At 53.2% G+C, this 19,309-nt stretch carries 11 protein-coding genes; all 11 read left to right on the top strand.

Annotation, left to right across the window (positions count from 1 at the left end):
• Positions 1–316: 316 nt before the first annotated feature.
• The 11 genes from LZD49_RS20970 to LZD49_RS20920 all read left to right on the top strand — a co-directional run bounded on the left by LZD49_RS20970 (position 317) and on the right by LZD49_RS20920 (position 19,305).
• A complete protein-coding gene (locus tag LZD49_RS20970) occupies positions 317–3,457 on the top strand; it encodes a TonB-dependent receptor (protein ID WP_234669617.1) in 3,141 nt (1,046 codons plus the stop codon).
• Between the two features lie 18 nt (positions 3,458–3,475).
• Positions 3,476–4,984 carry a RagB/SusD family nutrient uptake outer membrane protein gene (locus tag LZD49_RS20965; RefSeq protein WP_234669616.1) on the top strand — a complete coding sequence of 503 codons (1,509 nt, stop codon included), beginning with the start codon at positions 3,476–3,478 and terminating at the stop codon, positions 4,982–4,984.
• A gap of 386 nt (positions 4,985–5,370) precedes the next feature.
• Positions 5,371–6,255, top strand: a complete 885-nt coding sequence (locus LZD49_RS20960) for an SDR family NAD(P)-dependent oxidoreductase (RefSeq protein WP_234669615.1) — start codon at positions 5,371–5,373, stop codon at positions 6,253–6,255.
• 274 nt (positions 6,256–6,529) lie between these two features.
• The gene (locus LZD49_RS20955) at positions 6,530–7,177 is read left to right on the top strand and encodes an RNA polymerase sigma-70 factor (RefSeq protein ID WP_234669613.1); all 648 of its coding nucleotides are present in this window, start codon (positions 6,530–6,532) and stop codon (positions 7,175–7,177) included.
• A gap of 8 nt (positions 7,178–7,185) precedes the next feature.
• The gene (locus LZD49_RS20950; protein ID WP_234669611.1) at positions 7,186–8,178 is read left to right on the top strand and encodes a FecR family protein; all 993 of its coding nucleotides are present in this window, start codon (positions 7,186–7,188) and stop codon (positions 8,176–8,178) included.
• 4 nt (positions 8,179–8,182) lie between these two features.
• Positions 8,183–11,680: a TonB-dependent receptor gene (locus LZD49_RS20945; RefSeq protein ID WP_234669609.1), complete on the top strand. Its 3,498-nt coding sequence runs from the start codon at positions 8,183–8,185 to the stop codon at positions 11,678–11,680.
• A gap of 33 nt (positions 11,681–11,713) precedes the next feature.
• Entirely contained in the window at positions 11,714–13,279 is a 1,566-nt protein-coding gene (locus LZD49_RS20940; protein WP_234669607.1) for a RagB/SusD family nutrient uptake outer membrane protein, read from the top strand.
• A gap of 3 nt (positions 13,280–13,282) precedes the next feature.
• Positions 13,283–14,218 (top strand): DUF4380 domain-containing protein, encoded by a 936-nt coding sequence (locus tag LZD49_RS20935; RefSeq protein ID WP_234669605.1) that lies wholly within the window; start codon positions 13,283–13,285, stop codon positions 14,216–14,218.
• An 83-nt stretch (positions 14,219–14,301) separates the two neighbouring features.
• Positions 14,302–16,485 carry a PQQ-binding-like beta-propeller repeat protein gene (locus LZD49_RS20930; RefSeq protein WP_234669604.1) on the top strand — a complete coding sequence of 728 codons (2,184 nt, stop codon included), beginning with the start codon at positions 14,302–14,304 and terminating at the stop codon, positions 16,483–16,485.
• A 127-nt stretch (positions 16,486–16,612) separates the two neighbouring features.
• Positions 16,613–17,806, top strand: coding sequence for an imelysin family protein (locus LZD49_RS20925; RefSeq protein ID WP_234669602.1), 1,194 nt, complete (start codon positions 16,613–16,615; stop codon positions 17,804–17,806).
• A gap of 83 nt (positions 17,807–17,889) precedes the next feature.
• Entirely contained in the window at positions 17,890–19,305 is a 1,416-nt protein-coding gene (locus LZD49_RS20920; RefSeq protein WP_234669601.1) for a di-heme oxidoredictase family protein, read from the top strand.
• The last annotated feature ends 4 nt before the right edge of the window (positions 19,306–19,309 follow it).

The following is a 19,309-nucleotide window of genomic DNA, read 5'->3' as shown; positions in this document are numbered from 1 at the left end:
CCCGCAGCGCCCGCGCTGCATTTTAATTCTAATTTAAGGTCATTTTAACGGCATTTAAATCTGCTCAGCCCTCTTTTGGACTATATTTTTCAAAAATATTAATATCTCCCTCACCTCTCAAAATAACTAAGGATCACGCCGGCTTCACAGCAAAAGGCGGTGGAAACACTATGACTTGAAAGCATTGAAAACTGAGAATCTTACTAAAACCATTTTTAATCATGACAAATATCCGCGCTCCCGTTCTGCCCGTACGGACTGCCCACTATTGCAATTTTTAAGAACAAACGCTTAATAAACACTAACTAATCCCTGCATGAAAAGTGATATACAATGGCCAGTCATTTGGCCGGTCAGGACTATCAATATAGCCCTGCTAAACCTCCTGCTGCTAATTTCCCTGTGCGCAAACGCCGGTAGCCCCGCTTCTGCCACCGATAAAAAAATAACGGGTAAAGTCCTGGATTCCAAAGACTCCTCCCCGCTTCCGGGTGTAAACGTGCTTATTAAAGGAACGGGCGTAGGAACCTCGACAGACGCCTCCGGAAATTATGAAATTACCGTCCCCGATGAATCCAGCACGCTGGTGTTCAGCTTCGTAGGGTTTACCAGCCAGGAAGTTGCCGTGGGCAACCAATCGGTAGTAGACGTGGGCCTGGTGGCCGATTCGAAAGCGCTGAATGAAGTGGTCGTGATCGGTTATGGTACTGTTCGTAAATCGGACCTTACCGGCGCTGTGTCCACGATCAAGGGCGAACAGCTGGTCGACAAGCCGGTCCCCAACGTTTCCCAGGCCCTGCAAGGTAAGATCGCGGGTGTCGAGGTGAGCGTCAACAGCAATGCGCCGGGTGCCGCCGCCAAAGTACGCGTCCGCGGTATCGGCTCCATTAACTCCAACATCGACCCGCTTTATGTGGTCGACGGGGTGATCGGTGTGGATGGTAACTCGATCAACCCCAATGACATTGCCTCTCTGGAAGTTCTCAAAGATGCGTCGTCGACCGCAATTTATGGTGCGAGGGGTGCCAACGGCGTCATCATGATCACCACCAAACGCGGTCGCGCGGGCGGCATGAAGGTTTCTTATGACGGCAATGTCAATGTAAGCGACCTTTACCGGCACGTCAAAACCTTGAATTCGGACCAATTTGTAAAGGTCTATAACGAAGCCTATGCCAACGGCACGAAATTCGACCCTGCTGGTGGTGTGTGGACACCCCCTGTCCAGCTCAACCACGCCAATTTCCCATTGTTGTTCGATGCGAACGACAAGCCTTTGTACAATACGAACTGGGAAAAAGAGGTATACAAACCTGCTTTCTCCAACAACCATCAGCTCAACTTTCAGGGCGGGAACGATAAAACCCTGTTCAGCTTGTCGCTCGGGTATCTGAACCAGAATGGCCTGATGACGACTTCGGCATTCAAACGCTACAATCTCAGGTTTACAGTAGATACGGATGTCAACCGCTGGCTGAGAACGGGTGGAAGTTTGTCGCTGATCAGCAGCCGGCAGCGCATGGTATCCGACGGAAATGGTAGTTTGAACGTGCCCCGCATGGTTTCGGAAGAAGTGCCGATCCTGCCAGTGAAATACCCCGACGGCACCTGGGCCGGCAACAACGATATCGCCGGACTCGAAGGCGGGCCTAACCCTGTGAACATTGCCAACAACCGGTATACCATCAATAACACGCTCCAATCGCTGGGCAATACCTATTTGCTGTTCCACATCGCCAAGGACCTGGATTTCAAAACCGATCTAGGGTTTAACCTGCAATCCCAGAAGAACAACTATTTTTCTTCCCAAAATCTGGCACACATGTCTGCCGATCAGGGTGGGGTTGCCAACATTCGCGGCTATCTGAACACCTACTGGCAGTCGGAAAACTATCTGACCTGGAACAAGACGATCAACTCCCGCAACCGGTTTACCGCATTGCTCGGGGCATCGTGGCAGCAATACAACCAGGAAACAGATTTCGTTGAAACCCAAAATTTCATAGACGATATATTTCAATGGCATACACTTGGTTCGGGATCGGTGCGGAGCTCTTCTACGTCTGCGGACTACAAATGGGCCATGAACTCCTACTTCGCCCGCCTGACCTACAACCTGGACGAAAAATATCTGTTCACTGCGACCGGTCGCTACGATGGATCTTCCAAATTCGGGGCTAATAACAAGTTTGCATTCTTCCCGTCGGTGGGTGCCGCTTGGCGCGTATCGGAAGAGGGATTCCTGAAAGGCAACAAAACCATTACCAACCTGAAACTACGTGCCAGTTATGGTCTTTCCGGTAACCAGGAAATCGGTCAGTACCAATCCATCGCGCAGATCCAGCCAGGAACGACCAACCCGACCAGCACGGTGCTGAACGGCGCACTGCAATCGACATTGCTTCCGAGCTATCTGGGTAATCCTAATTTGAAATGGGAGAAGTCGTTGCAGTTTGACGCAGGTGTTGAAATGGGGCTTGGCCAGAAGATCGACCTGACGGTGGATTATTATAACCGCGTCACCAAAGACCTGTTGCTGCAAGCGCCTATCCCCTGGTCGGCCGGTGAAGTGAATGCCAATGTGTACCAAAACGTAGGCTCGGTACGGAACTCGGGTTTCGAGGTGAGCTTGAATACGACAAATATTGAAACGCGCAATTTCAGCTGGACAACCAATTTCATCCTGGCTACCAATGCGAACAAGATCCTGAAACTGAACCGTGGCAACGCCGACATTTTCCCCGGCCCCAACTTCTTGGGACAAACCAACATCCTTCGTGTGGGTGAGCCGATCGGTTCGCTATACGGGATGACGAGGGTCGGGACTTACAGCAGCGACGAAGCGTCTGAGGCTGCCGAGCATAACCTGAAACCCGGCGACAGAAAATATATTTACAATGCCGACGGAAGCAATTATTACAGCATTATCGGCCGCACGACACCGAAATGGACGGGAAGCATCAACAGCACCATGAAATACAAAGGCTTCGACTTCTCATTCAACATCCGCTTCGTGGAAGGCCTGAATACCGCGGCGACATTCAAGCACTCGGTAGAAGACCGGCAGACCATCGCCAATAGCCTGGCGACCGTGCTCGACGCATGGACACCCGACCACCAGAATACGATGATCTCGCAGGTACGTAACTACAAATTCGCGCAAGACTCGCATTTCGATACCTGGTGGGTAGAAAACGGCTCCTTTATCCGCGGCCAGAACTTCATGCTCGGCTATTCCTTCGACAAGGACGTTCTCGACAGGCTGAAAATGGACCGCCTGCGGATTTATGCAAGTGTTCAAAACCTGTTTGTGATCACCAAATACAGCGGCTACGACCCTGAGGTAGATACTTTCAATGCTGGCTATGGTGCCAACACCGCGTTTTCACAAAACCTGGATTTCTTCTCCAATCCCCGTCCACGGGTTTGGAACCTGGGCTTGACACTTACTTTTTAAACCGCAACTACAAAAGATATGAAAGTGCTGAAAAATATATTGCTGGCGGCGTCATTGCTGACGCTAGGCGCATGCTCCGATTTTCTGGAAGAAAACCCGACCGGATTTCTGACGCCTGATTCGGAGGCTTCCAGCAGCAAGGTGGCGCGGGCTTATGCCAATTCTGCCTATGTAAATTTGCAGGGGTTGCTGGCAGGCCAGCCATCTTCCTATGGTGGAAATACCTACAATTTGCTCGAATTCATGACAGGCAAAGCCAATAGCGACCTCGGCCAGACCGGGTTTGTGAACTTCGAAAATCTCGGTTATACCAATACTTCATTCTACTTTGATACCTGGTGGCAGCAGATGTACCTGGGCGTGGGCGCTTGTAACCTCGCCCTTCAGAGCATTCCGGGCATCAATGCCGCAGGGCTCACCGAAGAGCAAAAGAACAACATGCTCGCCGAGGTGCATATGCTACGCGCGCTGTACTACTTCTACCTGGTACGGATGTATGGCGCAGTCCCAGCCGTCACGACCGTTCCAACGAGTCTGGACCTGAACGTGCCCCGCACGCCAGCGAAGGATATTTACGACAAGATCATCATCCCGGACCTGCTCGCGGCCGAAGCATCCACTTTACCGTGGTCGAACACGACGGGAATGGTATCAATGTCAGCGGTGGAATCACTTCTGGCGGATGTATACCTGACCTACGCGGGAGCGGCGATCAATGGTGGCCAGCAGTACTATGCCGAATCGGCCAAGCGCTCGTTGAATGTGATCCAGAAAGGCGGTTATTCACTTTTCAAGAATTACACCGACATGATCAACCCGGCAAACAAGAACCTCGGCGAATTCATTTTCCAGGTACAATTTGCAGCCAGTGTCCCGCTGACCAACCCGCTCACCCCGCTGACCATTCCCAACTACTCGGGCATTTCGAAATACGCGGATGAATACGGCTCGGTTTACCCGACACCGGAGTTTATCAAATCATTCCCGGCGGGCGATAAGCGGGTGGAAGAAAAGCAGTTTTTCTACACTACGGCACCAAGCATTAAGACCGGCCAGCCCGTGAAATTCAAGAACACGTACATTTACAAATGGTTTGATGCCAATGCAGTCACCAACTCCATCAAATCGGATCTGAATTACACCTTGTACCGCCTTGCCGATGTGTACCTGATGTATGCTGAGGCTTCCAACCGCGCCGAAGGCACACCGAACAGCAAGGCAGTTGAATACGTAAACGCCATTCGTGCACGCGCCAATCTGGCCCCTGTTTCGGGATTGAGCCAAACCGCTTTCGAGCACGAAGTGTGGGCGCAACGGTATTTCGAATTGTGCTTTGAAAACAAAATGTGGTTCGACATGATCCGTACCCGCAAAGTGCACAACGACGTGACCGGTAACTGGGACGATTTCGTAGGCCACAAAACCGTTTTCGGTGCCACTTTCAGCGAAAAGCAGTTGCTTTTCCCGGTACCAAGACAGGAATCGGACGTGAACCCGAATTTGCTGCCGAACAATCCGGGATTCTGATCGTTGAGAGGCTTCTCATAAGCCGATAGGATGGTCTCAAATTGTCACGCTGTTGTCACGCTGTTGTCACGCTGAGCGAAGTCGAAGCGCGGTACTGTTGCGCGCTTCGACTTCGCTCAGCGTGACAAGGCGTGTCATGGCGTGACAAAACCTAGCATGGCGTGACAAAGCCTACATCGCGTGACAAAGCCTGACATCGCGTGAGATAGCAGGACATCGCGTGACGACGCAGTTCGATTTGGCTCAGTTGACACAGCCTTCATTCCAGGGCACATTCAGTCGGCTTTACCAGTCGAAAATACAAATATTAGCGGCATCCATCCATTTTTTGGCGATCCCCAACCGGATATCTTTGACTTACGATAAAACGTAAACCTATCGGCATTATGAAGAACATTCTATTGACAGGAAGCAGCAGCGGCTTCGGTAAAGTGACAGCCCAGGTACTCGCGGCAGACGGACATCATGTGTTCGCTACCATGCGGAATACGGAAACAAAAAATCGGATACCAGCCCAGCATCTGACGGATTGGGCTGAATTGCACAATTTGCAATTGACAGTGCTGGACCTGGATGTAACCAGCGACGACTCAGCGGAATGCGCTATGCATGAAATCGCAGGACGCACCGGCGGCAAGATCGACGTGCTCGTCAATAATGCAGGTGTCGGCTATCTGGGACTAAACGAGACGCTGAGTGTGTCTCAGATGGAACGGATGTTCCAGGTGAATGTGATTGGGCCGGACCGGATGATCAAGCATGTGTTGCCGTATATGCACCAGCGTGAAAAGGGCCTGATCATCAACCTTTCCGGAACCGCCTCTCGCATTCCGCTTCCTGTAATGGGTGCCTATTCGGCTACGAAGGCAGCGCTCGACGCGTTGACGATCAGCTATTATTATGAACTGGCCTCGGCCGGGATCGGGATTGCCCTCGTGCAGCCCGGCATGTTCCCCTCCACGAACCTGATCACCAACCAACCCGTCCCTGCAAATCCCGAAGTGACCGACTTATACGGTTACGAAATGGAGCTTGTCCGGGAATCGATCGTCGAGAAATATAAACCCGGCCCCTTCAAACCGGAACCCATTGAAGTAGCCTATGCTATACGCGACATCATCCGCGCGCCGAGCGCCTTCCGCAGCCTTTGGACGATCGTCCAGGGCGGTGTAAAAGAACAATCGGTACGGCACATTAATCAGGCAACCAGGGAGTTGGTCGATTCGTTTTTGCAGGTGGCCGGGGTGGTGCATGAGGTAGATATTCGGTAACCAAACTTTGTCATGGAAACGGGTGAGGAAAAGTACAGTGGATAACACCCCTTTTTTACAGGAACTGTTATTGGGGTTCAGAAGAAGCCGTCGGAAGCGGCTTCTTCTTTTTTATGTCAGCCGCTCTATTTACATATTTCGCAATTACATTTTTCGTTGAAATTATATTCCGCCTGAAAGAGTTTTATAAATTTTTTATTTGCAACATAGGGGAAAGTAGTCTTTAATTGTCTGGTGGGGGTAATTTCAGGACAGCCCCATTATAACCAGACTGATGACTGCATTTCCCCTCAACGATTTCGACGATTTTCCGGCTCACAGCCAGGATAATCCGGACCGTACGTTGCCAGCGGGCATCGTGAGCGATGATGAATGGCTGCTGCGAAGCCAGTTCAGCGAAAACCCCGAAAAGGGTTGCGAATTGCTTTTCCGCCGCTATTATGTCAACCTCTGCAACCATGCGATCCGCTTTGTGCATTCGCGGGAAGTGGCCGAGGACATTGTTTCGGAGATTTTCACGGCATTCTGGCAAAACAAAACGTTCCTGCAGGTGAACATGTCGTACCGCGCCTACCTCTATAAATCGGTTCGGCACCGGGCCTATAACTACCTCAAATGGCAAATGCGGTTTATCCCGCCCGCCGACGCGCCCGTGCATGCTTCCGACAGCCCCAATCCCGACGAAGCGCTGCAATACTCCGAACTCCACCAGCGGATCGAGCACATCGTGCGCGAGCTGCCTGCACAATGCCGCCGTGCCTACTTGCTCAAACGCGTGGAGGGGAAGAAATACGAGGAGGTCGCCGAAGAAATGAAGATCAGCCCCAAGGCGGTGGAAGCACTCGTCAGCAGGGCACTCAGCCGGTTGCGGAAGGAATTATCCGCACATTGGGTCCTGTTCATTACGCTATTTTTCTGCTAGTCCGCACCATGAAGGAATCTGTTATCCGAGCATTGCTGTTCGATTTTTTCGAAGGCAACACCACCTCGATCCAGCGCAAACTGATCGAAGAATGGCTCGCCGAGCCTCAAAACGAGGAATTATATTACCGCTACCTCGACGAATGGGAAAGCCAGCACCCGCAGTTCACCCCGGACGCCGACCGTGCCCTGGCGCATTTCCAGGCGGCATTGAATGGCAACGCCGAAGAACCCTGCCAGAACACCAGCTGGGAGCCGACGGCCAATACCAGCCGCAAACCATGGGTATGGGTAGCAGCGGCAGCCGCAATTGCCGCGCTGGGAAGTTTTGTATTTCAAAAACAAATCCGCTATAAATCGCTGGAATCGGAACCGGGCCGCACGGTTTCCTACCGGCTTTCTGAAGGCACAGAAGTGTTGCTGAATTCCAATTCCACGCTGCTGGTGCCCCGTTTCGGGTTTTCGGGCAAAACGCGGGAAGTGTACCTGGACGGCGAGGCCGAGTTCAAAGTGACGCATACCCGCGATAACGACCGGTTTGTGGTCAAAATGGCCGACGATTACCAGATCGAGGTGCTCGGAACCGAGTTTGTCGCATTCTCCCGGGCACGAGGTAAGCGGGTTTTTCTCAAAAATGGCAAAGTAAAACTGCAATTGCCGGAGGGCAAGCAAGTGTATATGAAACCCGGCAACCTATTCGTGTCGGGCCGCAACGGGGCTTTTGAAATGACAGCCCCGGACGATCCCCGCCCCTACACCGCCTGGAAAGAGCAGACTTTTTACTTCGACAATACCCTGCTGTCAGACGTAGCGCTGCAGATTGAAGAACAATTCGATACGCGTGTGCGTATACCCGACACGTTACTCGCCCAACGCAGGATCGGCGGCATTTACAAGGCGGAGCAGGCCGATGATCTTTTACAGATCCTGTCCGAACTGATGGAAATCGAAATCATCCAGAAAGACGATCACATTGAACTGACTATTCCTAAACTTCCCTAAATCTATGTCCAATCAATTACTCTCGAAATCAGGGTTGGTATTGATGGCGCTGCTGATGGGCCGGAGTGCCGTTGCACAGAACGTAGCGTTCGTGCAGGCCTCCCGGCTCCATCCGGCCAGGCAAAACGGCCCTGAAACCCAAAAGCTGAAAGACGCGCTCATCGAACTCGGCAAAAAGTACCAGGTCAGTATTGTATTCGAAGAGTCGACCGTGCAGGGCATTTCGATCTCCGTACCTGTTGAGGCGGGTAATGCCAAATTCGAAAAACAGCTCGAATCGCTGCTCACTCCAAGCAACCTGGCATTTAAAAAATCGGGAAAGAGCACGTACCTGATCCTGAAAAAGCAAACCCGCAAAACGGCCTTCGAAGCGCCTAACTTGGAAGAAATACCCAAGGAAGACCCATTGCCCGGCACGCCTGCGCCGGGCGAGGCCAACCTAGCTGTCACGGTGGCGCAAATCGCCGCATTGCCTGTCAAAGGCCGCGTGCTGGATTCGAAAGGCGACGGGCTCCCGGGTGTGAGTATTGTCGTGAAAGGCACCAACCGCGGGGTTACCACCGATTTCGCGGGCAACTACCAGGTAACCGTCGAAGACGAGAATGCCGCCCTGATTTTTAGCTTCGTGGGTTTTGCCAGCCAGGAAGTGACCGTAGGCAACCGCACGACGATCGACGTGGTGATGGCCGAGAATGTAAATGCATTGCAGGAACTCGTCGTGATCGGTTATGGCGAGCAGTCGCGGAAAGACCTGGTGGGTTCGGTAGGCGTGCTTAGCCGTAAAAACTTCGGCGACGTGGGCGTGAGCAACACTTCGCAATTGTTGCAGGGTAAGATCGCGGGTGTACAGGTGATCAACAATAGCGGCGTACCGGGTGCCGGTGCACAGATCGTCGTGCGCGGTACGGGTTCCTTTACGAGCGCCGCACCCCTCTACGTGATCGACGGTATCCAGAGCGACGCGACGATGTTCAACTCATTGAGCCCTTATGACATTGAATACATCAGTGTATTGAAAGACGCCTCTTCGGTGGCCATTTACGGTGCGCAAGGTGCAAATGGCGTGGTGGTCGTGACCACGCGTCTGCCCAAAACCGGCAAGCCGCGGGTGACTTACAACGGCTATGTAGGCATTTCGAAGCCGTGGAAGCAATTTGATATGCTCAATGCGCAGCAATATACCGACCTGGTTAAAGAATGGTATACCAATTATGGCCAGCCGCTTCCGCCACGTCTCGCCACACCGGAAGCCAACATCACGCAGACCGACTGGCAAAAGGAAATGTTCCGGACTTCTAAAATGACCGAGCACCATATCAACCTCGGCGGCGGCACAGAGCACGTTACTTACAGCTTTTCAACGGGTTATACCAAACAGGAAAGCCAGGTACAGGCATTGACGTTCACCCGCGCCAACTTCCGTTTCAATCTGGAAGAATACATCGGCAAACGCATTAAACTGGGCCAGCAACTGAACATGCGCTACCAGCTTTCGGACGGTAACACCGCCAATATCCTGAATGGCCTTCGCATGCCGCCCTATATTTCGGTACTGGACCCTACCAACCTCCTCGGCGGCTACGGCATCGCGACGAGCGCCAGGGACGGTAACGATTCGCAAAACCCGCTCATTATCCCCAATTTATACGACACCAAGAACCGCAACCTGAACAACTACCTGCAATTGTACGGCGAGATCGATTTGATCGAGGGGCTGCGCTTCCGCACACAGTTTGGGGGCACTTACAATTTTAACCAGAACTATTCCTATAACCCAACCTACGCCGGTAATCAGCTCGTGACCCAGAGCCAGATTTCGGAAGGGTACGGCTACAACCTGAGCTACATTCTTGAAAATTATTTTACTTACAACAAACAATTCAAAGACCACGGCATTACGCTGACGGCCGGCAATTCCTACCGCGACGGCTACCTGTCGCGCTCGGTGAACCTGGTGGGAAGCAATTTTGCCAACGAGGAAATCCACCAGATAGGCGTGGCCAAGACGGTGAATTTCAGCTCGGGAGCGGCCAATTCCAATTCTCGCTTCATCTCCTACTTTGCCCGTGTGAATTATAATTTCAAAGAAAAATACATTCTGACCCTCACCGGCCGCCGCGATGCTACTTCGCTGTTCAGCAAGGAAAACCGGGTGGGATACTTCCCCTCGGCGGGTCTGGGCTGGCGCATTTCGGATGAGGCATTCATGAAAAACATCCCCTTCATCTCCGACCTGAAATTGCGTACCAGCTGGGGGAAAACCGGTAACTCGAACATCAACGGTTTTTCCTACCAGTCGACGGTCTGGACCGGCTCGGGTAACAGTGTAACCTATCCGCTCGGCCCGAACGAAACACTCGTCAACGGCGCTACAGTGGCCATTCCTTCCACCCCGAACCTGAAATGGGAAGAAACCTCGACGGTCGACGTGGGCCTGGACGCAACATTTTTTCACAACCATTTCACCGTGAGTGCAGGTTATTACAATCGTAAAAATAAAGACCTGCTCGTGGAAGTACCCGTGGCACTCTCAACCGGCTACGGCGGCGTGAGCGGTGCATCCACCAGCCAGCTCATTAACGCGGCATCGGCATTCAACAAGGGGTTTGAACTGACTTTGGGTTATAACGGCACGGCCAAAGATCTGCGGTACAGTATCAATGTGAATGGTGCTTACAATAAGAACCAGGTGACTTCGCTGGGAACGCAGGGCGCTGTGCCCATTATTGCGGGCGCATTCTACTCGGTACCGGCTATGTCGCGCACCGAAGTGGGCCAGCCGATCGGCGCATTCTACGGATACAAATATGACCACGTTGCCATTGACAATGCGGATATCGAGAAATACAATGCATTGGCACGTGCCAAAAGCGGTGACCAGAATGCCGTGTACCAGGCCGGATTGCTCCCGGGCGACCGCATTTTCGAAGACATCGACGGAGACGGACAGGTAACGTTCGCCGACCAGACTTTCCTCGGCAGCCCCATCCCGAAACTGACCTACGGCGTCGATATAAACCTGAATTACAAGAACTTCGACTTCATGGCCACCTTACAGGGTGTAGCAGGCGTGCAGATCATCAACGGTACCAAATACTACCTCGAAGGTGTGGCATTGCCATTCAATACCAAAACCACCGTACTGGACCGCTGGCAAAACCCGGGTGACATTACCGACATCGCCCGCGCCGGACAGAACTACGGGACGGCCGCCAACCTCCGCAACTCATCGTGGTATGTCGAAAACGGTGCTTATGCCCGCTTCCGCAATGTGACGCTCGGATATACGGTGCCCGGCTCGAAGATCAAGCCATCGACGGCCGACATTATTTCCAGCCTCCGCGTGTATATCACGGCCCAGAACCTGTTCACATTCACCAACTATTCGGGCTATGATCCAGAGGTGACCGGCAGCGGCAATTTCATCTTCGGAAGGGGCATCGATACCGGCCAGGTGCCGCAGCCGCGCACATTCATGCTGGGACTTCAACTCGGTTTTTAGATCAATATTTTAAGCTTCTCTAAACAGAAAGACATGAAAAGGATAAAGCTATTTCTCTGTACGGCGATGCTCCTTACCGCTTGCAGCGACAGCCTGCTCGACGTCAAGAACGAGAATACCTACACCGATGAAACCTATTTCAAGACCAAAACACAGTTCAACGAGGCCATTATCGCAACCTACACGGTGTTCAGCCACATGGGCATGATGTCGCGCGAATGGTACTTCATCTTCGACCTGCTCGCCAACGAGGCCGAACGGTCGAGCGCGCTGGTGGGTACCGAGCTGCAATTGACGGATTACAGTTTTACCAATAATAATGAGGACATCGTAGGCTTATGGTCGTCGCTGTACCGCATGGTATTCCGCGCGAACCTGGCCTTGAAAGTGATAGAGACCTGGACACCCGCGGATGCTTCGGAGGAGGTTCTAAAAAAACAGTATCTTGCCGAAGCGCATTGGCTGCGCGGATTTGCATACTTCCATCTCGTGACCAACTGGGGCCGCGTGCCTTTGAAAATGACTTACGACGAGTCAAAAGTAAACTCCGCAGCGCGTGCATCGGTGGAGGAAATATGGAAAGTAGTTGAAAACGAATTTACCCTCGCCATTCCCGACCTGCCCGTGCAATACCCGGCCGACCAGCTGGGCCGCGCTACCAAAGGTGCCGCGATCGGCTTCCTGGGGCGTACCTATTTGTTCCAAAAGAAATACGACCAGGCCATTACCGAGCTCACCAAGCTGACCGCCGCGCCATTTACCTACGCCCTGGACCCCAGCTATGACCATTTGTTCGGCGAAGACAATATCAATACCCCCGAAGTGCTTTTCGCGGTGAACCATACCTACACCACTTCCAACACCCAATATTATATGTTCGGTGGCTGGGAGGGCGAAGACGGCAAGACCTTTCACACCGGCCGGGCGCAGGAATATGGGTTCAACGACTGGGAAAACGTTACGATCTCGAACGCATTGGTAGCCGCGCATAAATACAACGACCCGGCCACCGGTGCAGCAGGCTACATCGACCCACGCGCCGGGCTGACCTTCTACGGCAGCGCAGCCAACGGAGGCGATACCGAATACTGCGACCATTGTGCCGCGGGGCCGATCCCATTCCCGTTCAACTTTTACAGCAATCGCTACCGCAAGTACGAGCCTTACGAGTTTCAGAAATACACCGAAGCGCCGATGAGCGGCATTAATACGCATGTGATGCGCTATGCGGATGTGCTCCTCATGCTCGCAGAAAGCCACATCGAAAAAGCCAGCCCTGATATTGCCAAAGGCATCGGCTACATCAACCAGGTGCGCAACCGGCCCAGCGTGATGGCTAAAAACTACCCGGCCACACTGAGCCAATCCGACGCCCGCACCGCCCTGCGCCGCGAACGGCGGATCGAGCTGGCGGGTGAGCAATCGCGCTGGTTTGACCTCAACCGCTGGGGTATTGCCAAAGAAACATTGAATGCCGAACACCCGGCAGGACCCGGCCAGGAGCCATTCCTCGATAAGCACGTGCTCCTTCCGATCCCCATCGCAGAAAGGAACTCCAACCAGGCGCTCGGGGCGGACATTGCCAATGATTGGAACTAGCGAATGGACGCATTGAAATCCAGGTTAACCATGGCGGCATGCATCGTTCTGATCGCATGCCTGCCATCATTGGGACAGAAATGGGCCATCCCAAAAGCACAAAATGGCCGGTACAGCATTGCACTCGATGGACAGGTCATGCATATTAATCCGGCAAAGGGAGGCCGCATTACCTCGCTGATCATGGATGGTGAAGATTTTCTGACCGATAGCACCGTCAACGATTTCAACTGGGGCTCCACATTCTGGTTCAGTCCGCAAAAGGATTGGAAATGGCCGCCCTCCGCTGAAATCGACAACCAGCCTTACGAAGCAAAGGTACAGGGCAGCGCATTGGTGCTGACCAGCCGGCAAGACCGCAAAACCGGGCTGGTGGTGATTAAAGAAATTTCCGGGAACATTAGTAAGCAGTCGTTTATCATCAAATACACGATCCGCAATGCGTCTGACGCGGAGCAGCGCGTGGCGCCCTGGGAGGTGACGCGTGTACACACAGGAGGAACGGCGTTTTTCCCCGTCGGGCTCGACAAGGCACGTGGCGGCCTGTTGCATTCTACGGAAGTACAGCAGGGTGTTTTTTGGTATGTTTATCAAAAAGAAAAATTGCCTGCGAAAGGCGACCGGCAGATCTACGCCGACGGCTCGGAAGGCTGGCTCGCGCAACTGAACGGCGACCGCCTGCTCGTGAAGCAATTTCCCGACATTACCCTCGAACAAACCGCGCCCGAAGAGGGTGAGGTCGAGCTATTTGCCAGCGAACTGTCGGTCAATGGTTCCGGCTATGTGGAAATCGAGCACCAGGGCGCTTACCTGCCGATCAAACCCGGCAGTTCGGTCAGCTGGACGACCACCTGGCTGCTCCGGAAAGTCCCGGCTGTTGTCGACCGTTCTGCCGGGAGCCGCAGCCTCGCTGACTATGTGCGGGGCATAGTAAAATGACCATTCCGTGGTCTTTTGTAACCCGAACGCCGTCAGGCGTTTCCCTATCCTAACCCTTATTCGAGCCTTGAACTTCCCTTTTTATGATTGGAATTAATAAATTTCAAAAATACTTTCTCAACAAAAACCTGCTCCTAATTCCTGCTATTGCCGCATTCACCGGCCTGGTGGCTTACCAGATGCGCAATGATGACGATCGCTCGTGGAGCATTTACAAAGCCGATGCCGAAAGTACCAGCTACTCAAAGCTCGACCAGATCAATGTATCCAATGTAACACAACTCCAACCGGCGTGGACACATTCCTTTGCAGATATGAAGGCCGAAGCACGCGCCGGCAGCAGCGAATGCAACCCGATTATCGTCGATGGGATCATGTACGCCACCTCCGCCAAGCATTGGGCCTATGCGATCAATGCGGAAACCGGTAAGCTACTCTGGCAATTCGATCCGTTCGAGGGTGCGGAAGGCGGCGGGGTGAGCCGTGGGGTAACCTATTGGGAAGATGGAACGCGGCCCGGCCAACCGGATAAGCGCATTCTCTTCACCGGGGGCGATAACTTGTTCGCGCTCGACGCCCGGACCGGTAAACCGATCCCTACCTTCGGGAAAGACGGCAAGGTGAGCATGAATGTCGGCCTGCGCGATGACCCGGAAACCATTTCGGTGATCCCCACCTCGCCGGGCATTGTTTACAAGGATTTACTCATCATGGGTGCCGAGGTTTCGGAACTTTACGGTGCTCAGCCAGGCTATATCCGCGCTTATAACTGCAAAACCGGCAAGCTGGAATGGACTTTCCATACCATTCCCCTGCCCGGTGAGCCCGGTTACGAAACCTGGCCGAAAGATGCCTATAAATATGCGGGAGGGGTAAATGACTGGGCTGGAATGAGTCTCGATTTGAAACGCGGCATCGTTTTTCTCGCAACGGGCTCGCCTTCTTATGACTTTTACGGTGCCGATCGGAAGGGTAACAACCTGTATGGCAACAGCGTAGTCGCGTTGAATGCGGCAACCGGTGCCTATATCTGGCATTACCAACTCGTCCACCACGATCTTTGGGACTACGACCTGCCCGCCCCGCCCAACCTCGTGACGGTCAAACGCGACGGCAAAGACATCGACGCCGTGGCCCAGGTGACCAAGCACGGGTTTGTATTCGTATTTAACCGCGAAACCGGCGAGCCGCTATTCCCGATCGAGGAGCGCAAAGTACCGGCCTCGAACATTCCCGGCGAGCACGCCTCCCCTACCCAGCCGTTCCCATTAAAACCCAAGCCATTTGCCCGGCAAATAATGACCGAGGCCGATCTGACGCATTATACCGACGCAGGTCACGATTCGATTGTGAAAAAATTCCGCTCCATGCGCTATGAAGGCCTTTTCACCCCACCCGACCTGAAAGGCACACTAATGCTCCCCGGTACCCGTGGCGGGGCGGAATGGGGCGGGGCGGCTTATGATCCTTCGAGTACGGTACTTTTTGTTAAATCCAATGACTCGCCTGAAATCCAGTCAATGAAAAAAGTGGATCTCGAACAGGAAGCCAAAGACCAAACCGTGTACGACCAGGGCAGAACATTGTATATGACCTACTGTGTGGCCTGTCATGGCAAGGACAAAAACGGCGACGAGCCCACCTATCCGTCGCTCATCGGCCTGCGCAATCGCATGACGCGTGAAGCTGCGCTCGATAAGATCAAAAAAGGCGGCGGCAAGATGCCCGCATTCGCCAGTGCCATCAAAGGGAAAGAAAAAGGCATTATCGCATTCTTGTACGACCGTCCGCAGAATTCCAGCAAAATAACCAAAATGGAAACCGGACAGACCCTCAGAGGAGCAGACAAATACCTGAACCTAACCGCCTACGGCCACTTCCGCGACCCGAATGGTAACCCCGCGCTTCGTCCGCCCTGGGGCACGCTGAGCGCAATTAACCTCTCTACGGGTGATTATGAATGGCAAATCACGCTCGGAAACGACGAAAAACGTCGTGAAACCGGCGCGCCTGAAACCGGCCAGGAAGGTTCCGCCGGGCCGATCGTCACTGCCGGAGGGCTCATTTTCATCAGCGGCACGCAGGATCGCAAACTTCGCGCATTCGATAAAAAGACGGGCAAGCTGCTATGGCAAACCGAACTTCCCGGTATAGCCAATGCTACCGCCAGCACCTATATGAGTGGTGGCAAACAATATGTGGCGCTCTCCGTTGGCGGAACAAAAGGAAATCCTTCCGGATCTATCATGGCATTCAGGTTGCCCTAATGTCCGGGTGAGCCATGCACATTACAGGCATCAGATTAAAATTTCATTAATTTTATTTGAAATTAGTCTAAATTGATCTATTCATATTTTCCTTTGTGGTTAATCACCTTACCAAAATCCATTGGATATGAAGAGATTTATTATACCTGTTTTCCTGCTGGGGTGCCTGGCGGCTTGCGATTCGGACGATGACGACGATCAGAACATTACTCCTACGGTCACCACGCAGGAAGTTGTGAATAATTACGCCGACCTGGTACTGGCCAATTATGACGATGCATGGAAGCTCGCAAAGGATTTGCAGGCGCAGGTGAATGCATTCGTGCAAAACCCTACCGCCAAAGGGTTGGAAGACAGCAAGGCTGCCTGGCTCGCGAGCCGTGTCCCTTACCTGCAAACCGAGGCTTTCCGCTTTTACGACGGCCCTATCGACGGGACCGAGGAAAATCTCGAAGGGCTGATCAACTCATGGCCATTGGATGAGGCTTATATCGATTACGTGAAGGAGGAAAAAGCACCCGGTGGGATAAATTACCTCGCGGGTGTGATCAATAACCTCAAAGATTACCCGACGATCAGCGAGGAAGTGCTGTTGGCCGACAATGGCAAAAACGGGGATACCGACGTAAAAGTAGGTTACCACGCGATCGAATTCCTGCTTTGGGGACAAGACCTGTACGACGACAGCGCGGGCAAGCGTCCTTATACCGACTATGTAAAAGGCGGAACCGCGCAAAATCAGGAGCGTCGCGCCCAGTACCTGAAAATAGTGACCGATCTGCTGGTCAAGGATCTGGAAAAAGTAAAAGCACAATGGGAAACTGCGGGCGCTTACCGCAAAGATTTTACGGCAGCGGCCAATGTAACTCAGTCGCTGACGAACATGATGCTCGGCATGGGTAAGCTGACCAAAGGAGAGCTTTCCGGCGAACGCATGACCGTGATCCTGGCGTCGAAGGATCAGGAAGACGAGCATTCGTGCTTTTCCGATAACACCCACAACGACTACATTTACGACGAGGCGGGGATTTACAATGTTTATCTGGGCAGATACAAACGCGTGGACGGCACCACCCTGGACGGCCCGGGTATCGACGACCTTGTGAAAGCAAAAAGCATCGATATCAATGCTCAGATCACGACCGGTATGGACGCCGCGACGGCTGCTGTGAAGGCCATACCCGCCCCTGTGGACCAGGCAGTGAAAAACGCCCGTCCCGCGATGGAGGCGGCTATCAAATCGCTGCGTGCGCAGGCCGACCTTATTACCCTGGCCGGAAGCACGATCGGGATCAACCTGAGCATTCCGGAAACCAACTGATTTTCAATGTATTCTTAGCAATGGCATCCCGCGGATCATGCGGGGTGCCATTTGCTGCCTGAAAAAAATAATCCCCTTTTGAAGTGATTACCAGGGTAAAAATAAGTTTCTGGGTATGCTTGGTGGGCCTGATGCTCGTTCAATGCAAACATGACGACGATGTGAAGAACGAGCCGGTTGCCGAGGAAGACGAGGCGTTTTCGGGCGGGCAGGAAGGGACTGTATTTGACCACACGGCCAATGCATTCGGCAATGCGCTGACGAGCCTGACATCGCCCGAAGTCGACCGCTTTGTGATCGGCAATTCGTTCAACCGCAACAACTGGGTAACGGCACCTTCCTCCACCAGCGCGCGCGACGGGCTGGGGCCGTTGTTCAATGCCTCCTCCTGTTCCGCCTGCCATTTTCAGGATGGCCGGGGCGCACCGGTTTCAGCCTCCGACCAGCAAATTACCCAGGCATTGCTTTTCCGCCTCTCGATACCCGGCCAGGATGCGCACGGCGGGCCGCTTTTCGATCCGAATTATGGCGAGCAGTTCAATCCAAGAGCAGTCATCGGTGCATTGGCGGAGGGTGACGTGGCCGTAACCTACACTGAAATGCCTGGTACTTATCCGGATGGCACGCCCTTTTCGCTAAGAAAACCCACTTATACATTTTCCAATCAGCAATACGGCCCTATGACCGGCACGCTGGTATCGCCACGCATTGCGCCGCAAATGTCGGGTGTGGGCTTGCTGGAAATCGTGCCGGAGCAGACCATCCTTTCGTTCGCCGATGATAGTGACAATAGTCATGACGGCATTTCGGGCCGGCCCAATTACGTTTGGGATTTCAGGCAAAACAAAAAAGTACTCGGGCGCTTTGGCTGGAAGGCCAACCAACCGACCGTCGAACAGCAAAGCGGAAGCGCATTCAATGGCGACCTGGGCGTGACTTCCCCGCTATTTATGAACGAGGGCCTTACCGCCGCCCAATTGGCCAAATATGGTGCATTGCCCAACGGCGGGAGACCAGAGATCACCGATTCTATTTTTGAGGACGTCGTGTTCTACATCCGTGCGTTGGCCGTGCCCGCCCGGCGCGACTGGAAAGACCAGCAGGTGCTCGCAGGCCGCGAATTGTTTGCCCAAGCCCATTGCACCGGCTGCCATATACCGAAAATGCTGACCGGCAAAACCAATTCTCCCTCCTATCTGTCGGCCCAAACAATCCGCCCCTACACCGACCTGCTGCTGCACGACATGGGCGAAGACCTGGCCGACCACCGCCCCGACTTCGAAGCTACCGGCACCGAATGGCGCACCCCGCCGCTCTGGGGCCTGGGGCTGATCCGCATCGTGAACAAGCACACTTTTCTGCTCCACGACGGTCGTGCACGCAATGCCGAAGAGGCCATTCTGTGGCATGGAGGTGAGGCCGAGGTATCAAAAAAGGCATTTATGAATTATTCCAAAACCGAACGGGAAGCATTGTTACGCTTCATCGATTCACTATAGCAAT

Source organism: Dyadobacter sp. CY261, from assembly GCF_021440085.1.
Lineage (GTDB): Bacteria > Bacteroidota > Bacteroidia > Cytophagales > Spirosomataceae > Dyadobacter.
This window is presented reverse-complemented; position numbering and strand designations above follow the sequence as displayed.

Coding starts and splice junctions, on each gene's coding strand:
- LZD49_RS20965 (WP_234669616.1), top strand. CDS start 3,476: ATGAAAGTGCTGAAAAATATATTGCTGGCGGCGTCATTGCTGACGCTA.
- LZD49_RS20940 (WP_234669607.1), top strand. CDS start 11,714: ATGAAAAGGATAAAGCTATTTCTCTGTACGGCGATGCTCCTTACCGCT.
- LZD49_RS20970 (WP_234669617.1), top strand. CDS start 317: ATGAAAAGTGATATACAATGGCCAGTCATTTGGCCGGTCAGGACTATC.
- LZD49_RS20945 (WP_234669609.1), top strand. CDS start 8,183: ATGTCCAATCAATTACTCTCGAAATCAGGGTTGGTATTGATGGCGCTG.
- LZD49_RS20960 (WP_234669615.1), top strand. CDS start 5,371: ATGAAGAACATTCTATTGACAGGAAGCAGCAGCGGCTTCGGTAAAGTG.
- LZD49_RS20935 (WP_234669605.1), top strand. CDS start 13,283: ATGGACGCATTGAAATCCAGGTTAACCATGGCGGCATGCATCGTTCTG.
- LZD49_RS20950 (WP_234669611.1), top strand. CDS start 7,186: ATGAAGGAATCTGTTATCCGAGCATTGCTGTTCGATTTTTTCGAAGGC.
- LZD49_RS20930 (WP_234669604.1), top strand. CDS start 14,302: ATGATTGGAATTAATAAATTTCAAAAATACTTTCTCAACAAAAACCTG.
- LZD49_RS20925 (WP_234669602.1), top strand. CDS start 16,613: ATGAAGAGATTTATTATACCTGTTTTCCTGCTGGGGTGCCTGGCGGCT.
- LZD49_RS20955 (WP_234669613.1), top strand. CDS start 6,530: ATGACTGCATTTCCCCTCAACGATTTCGACGATTTTCCGGCTCACAGC.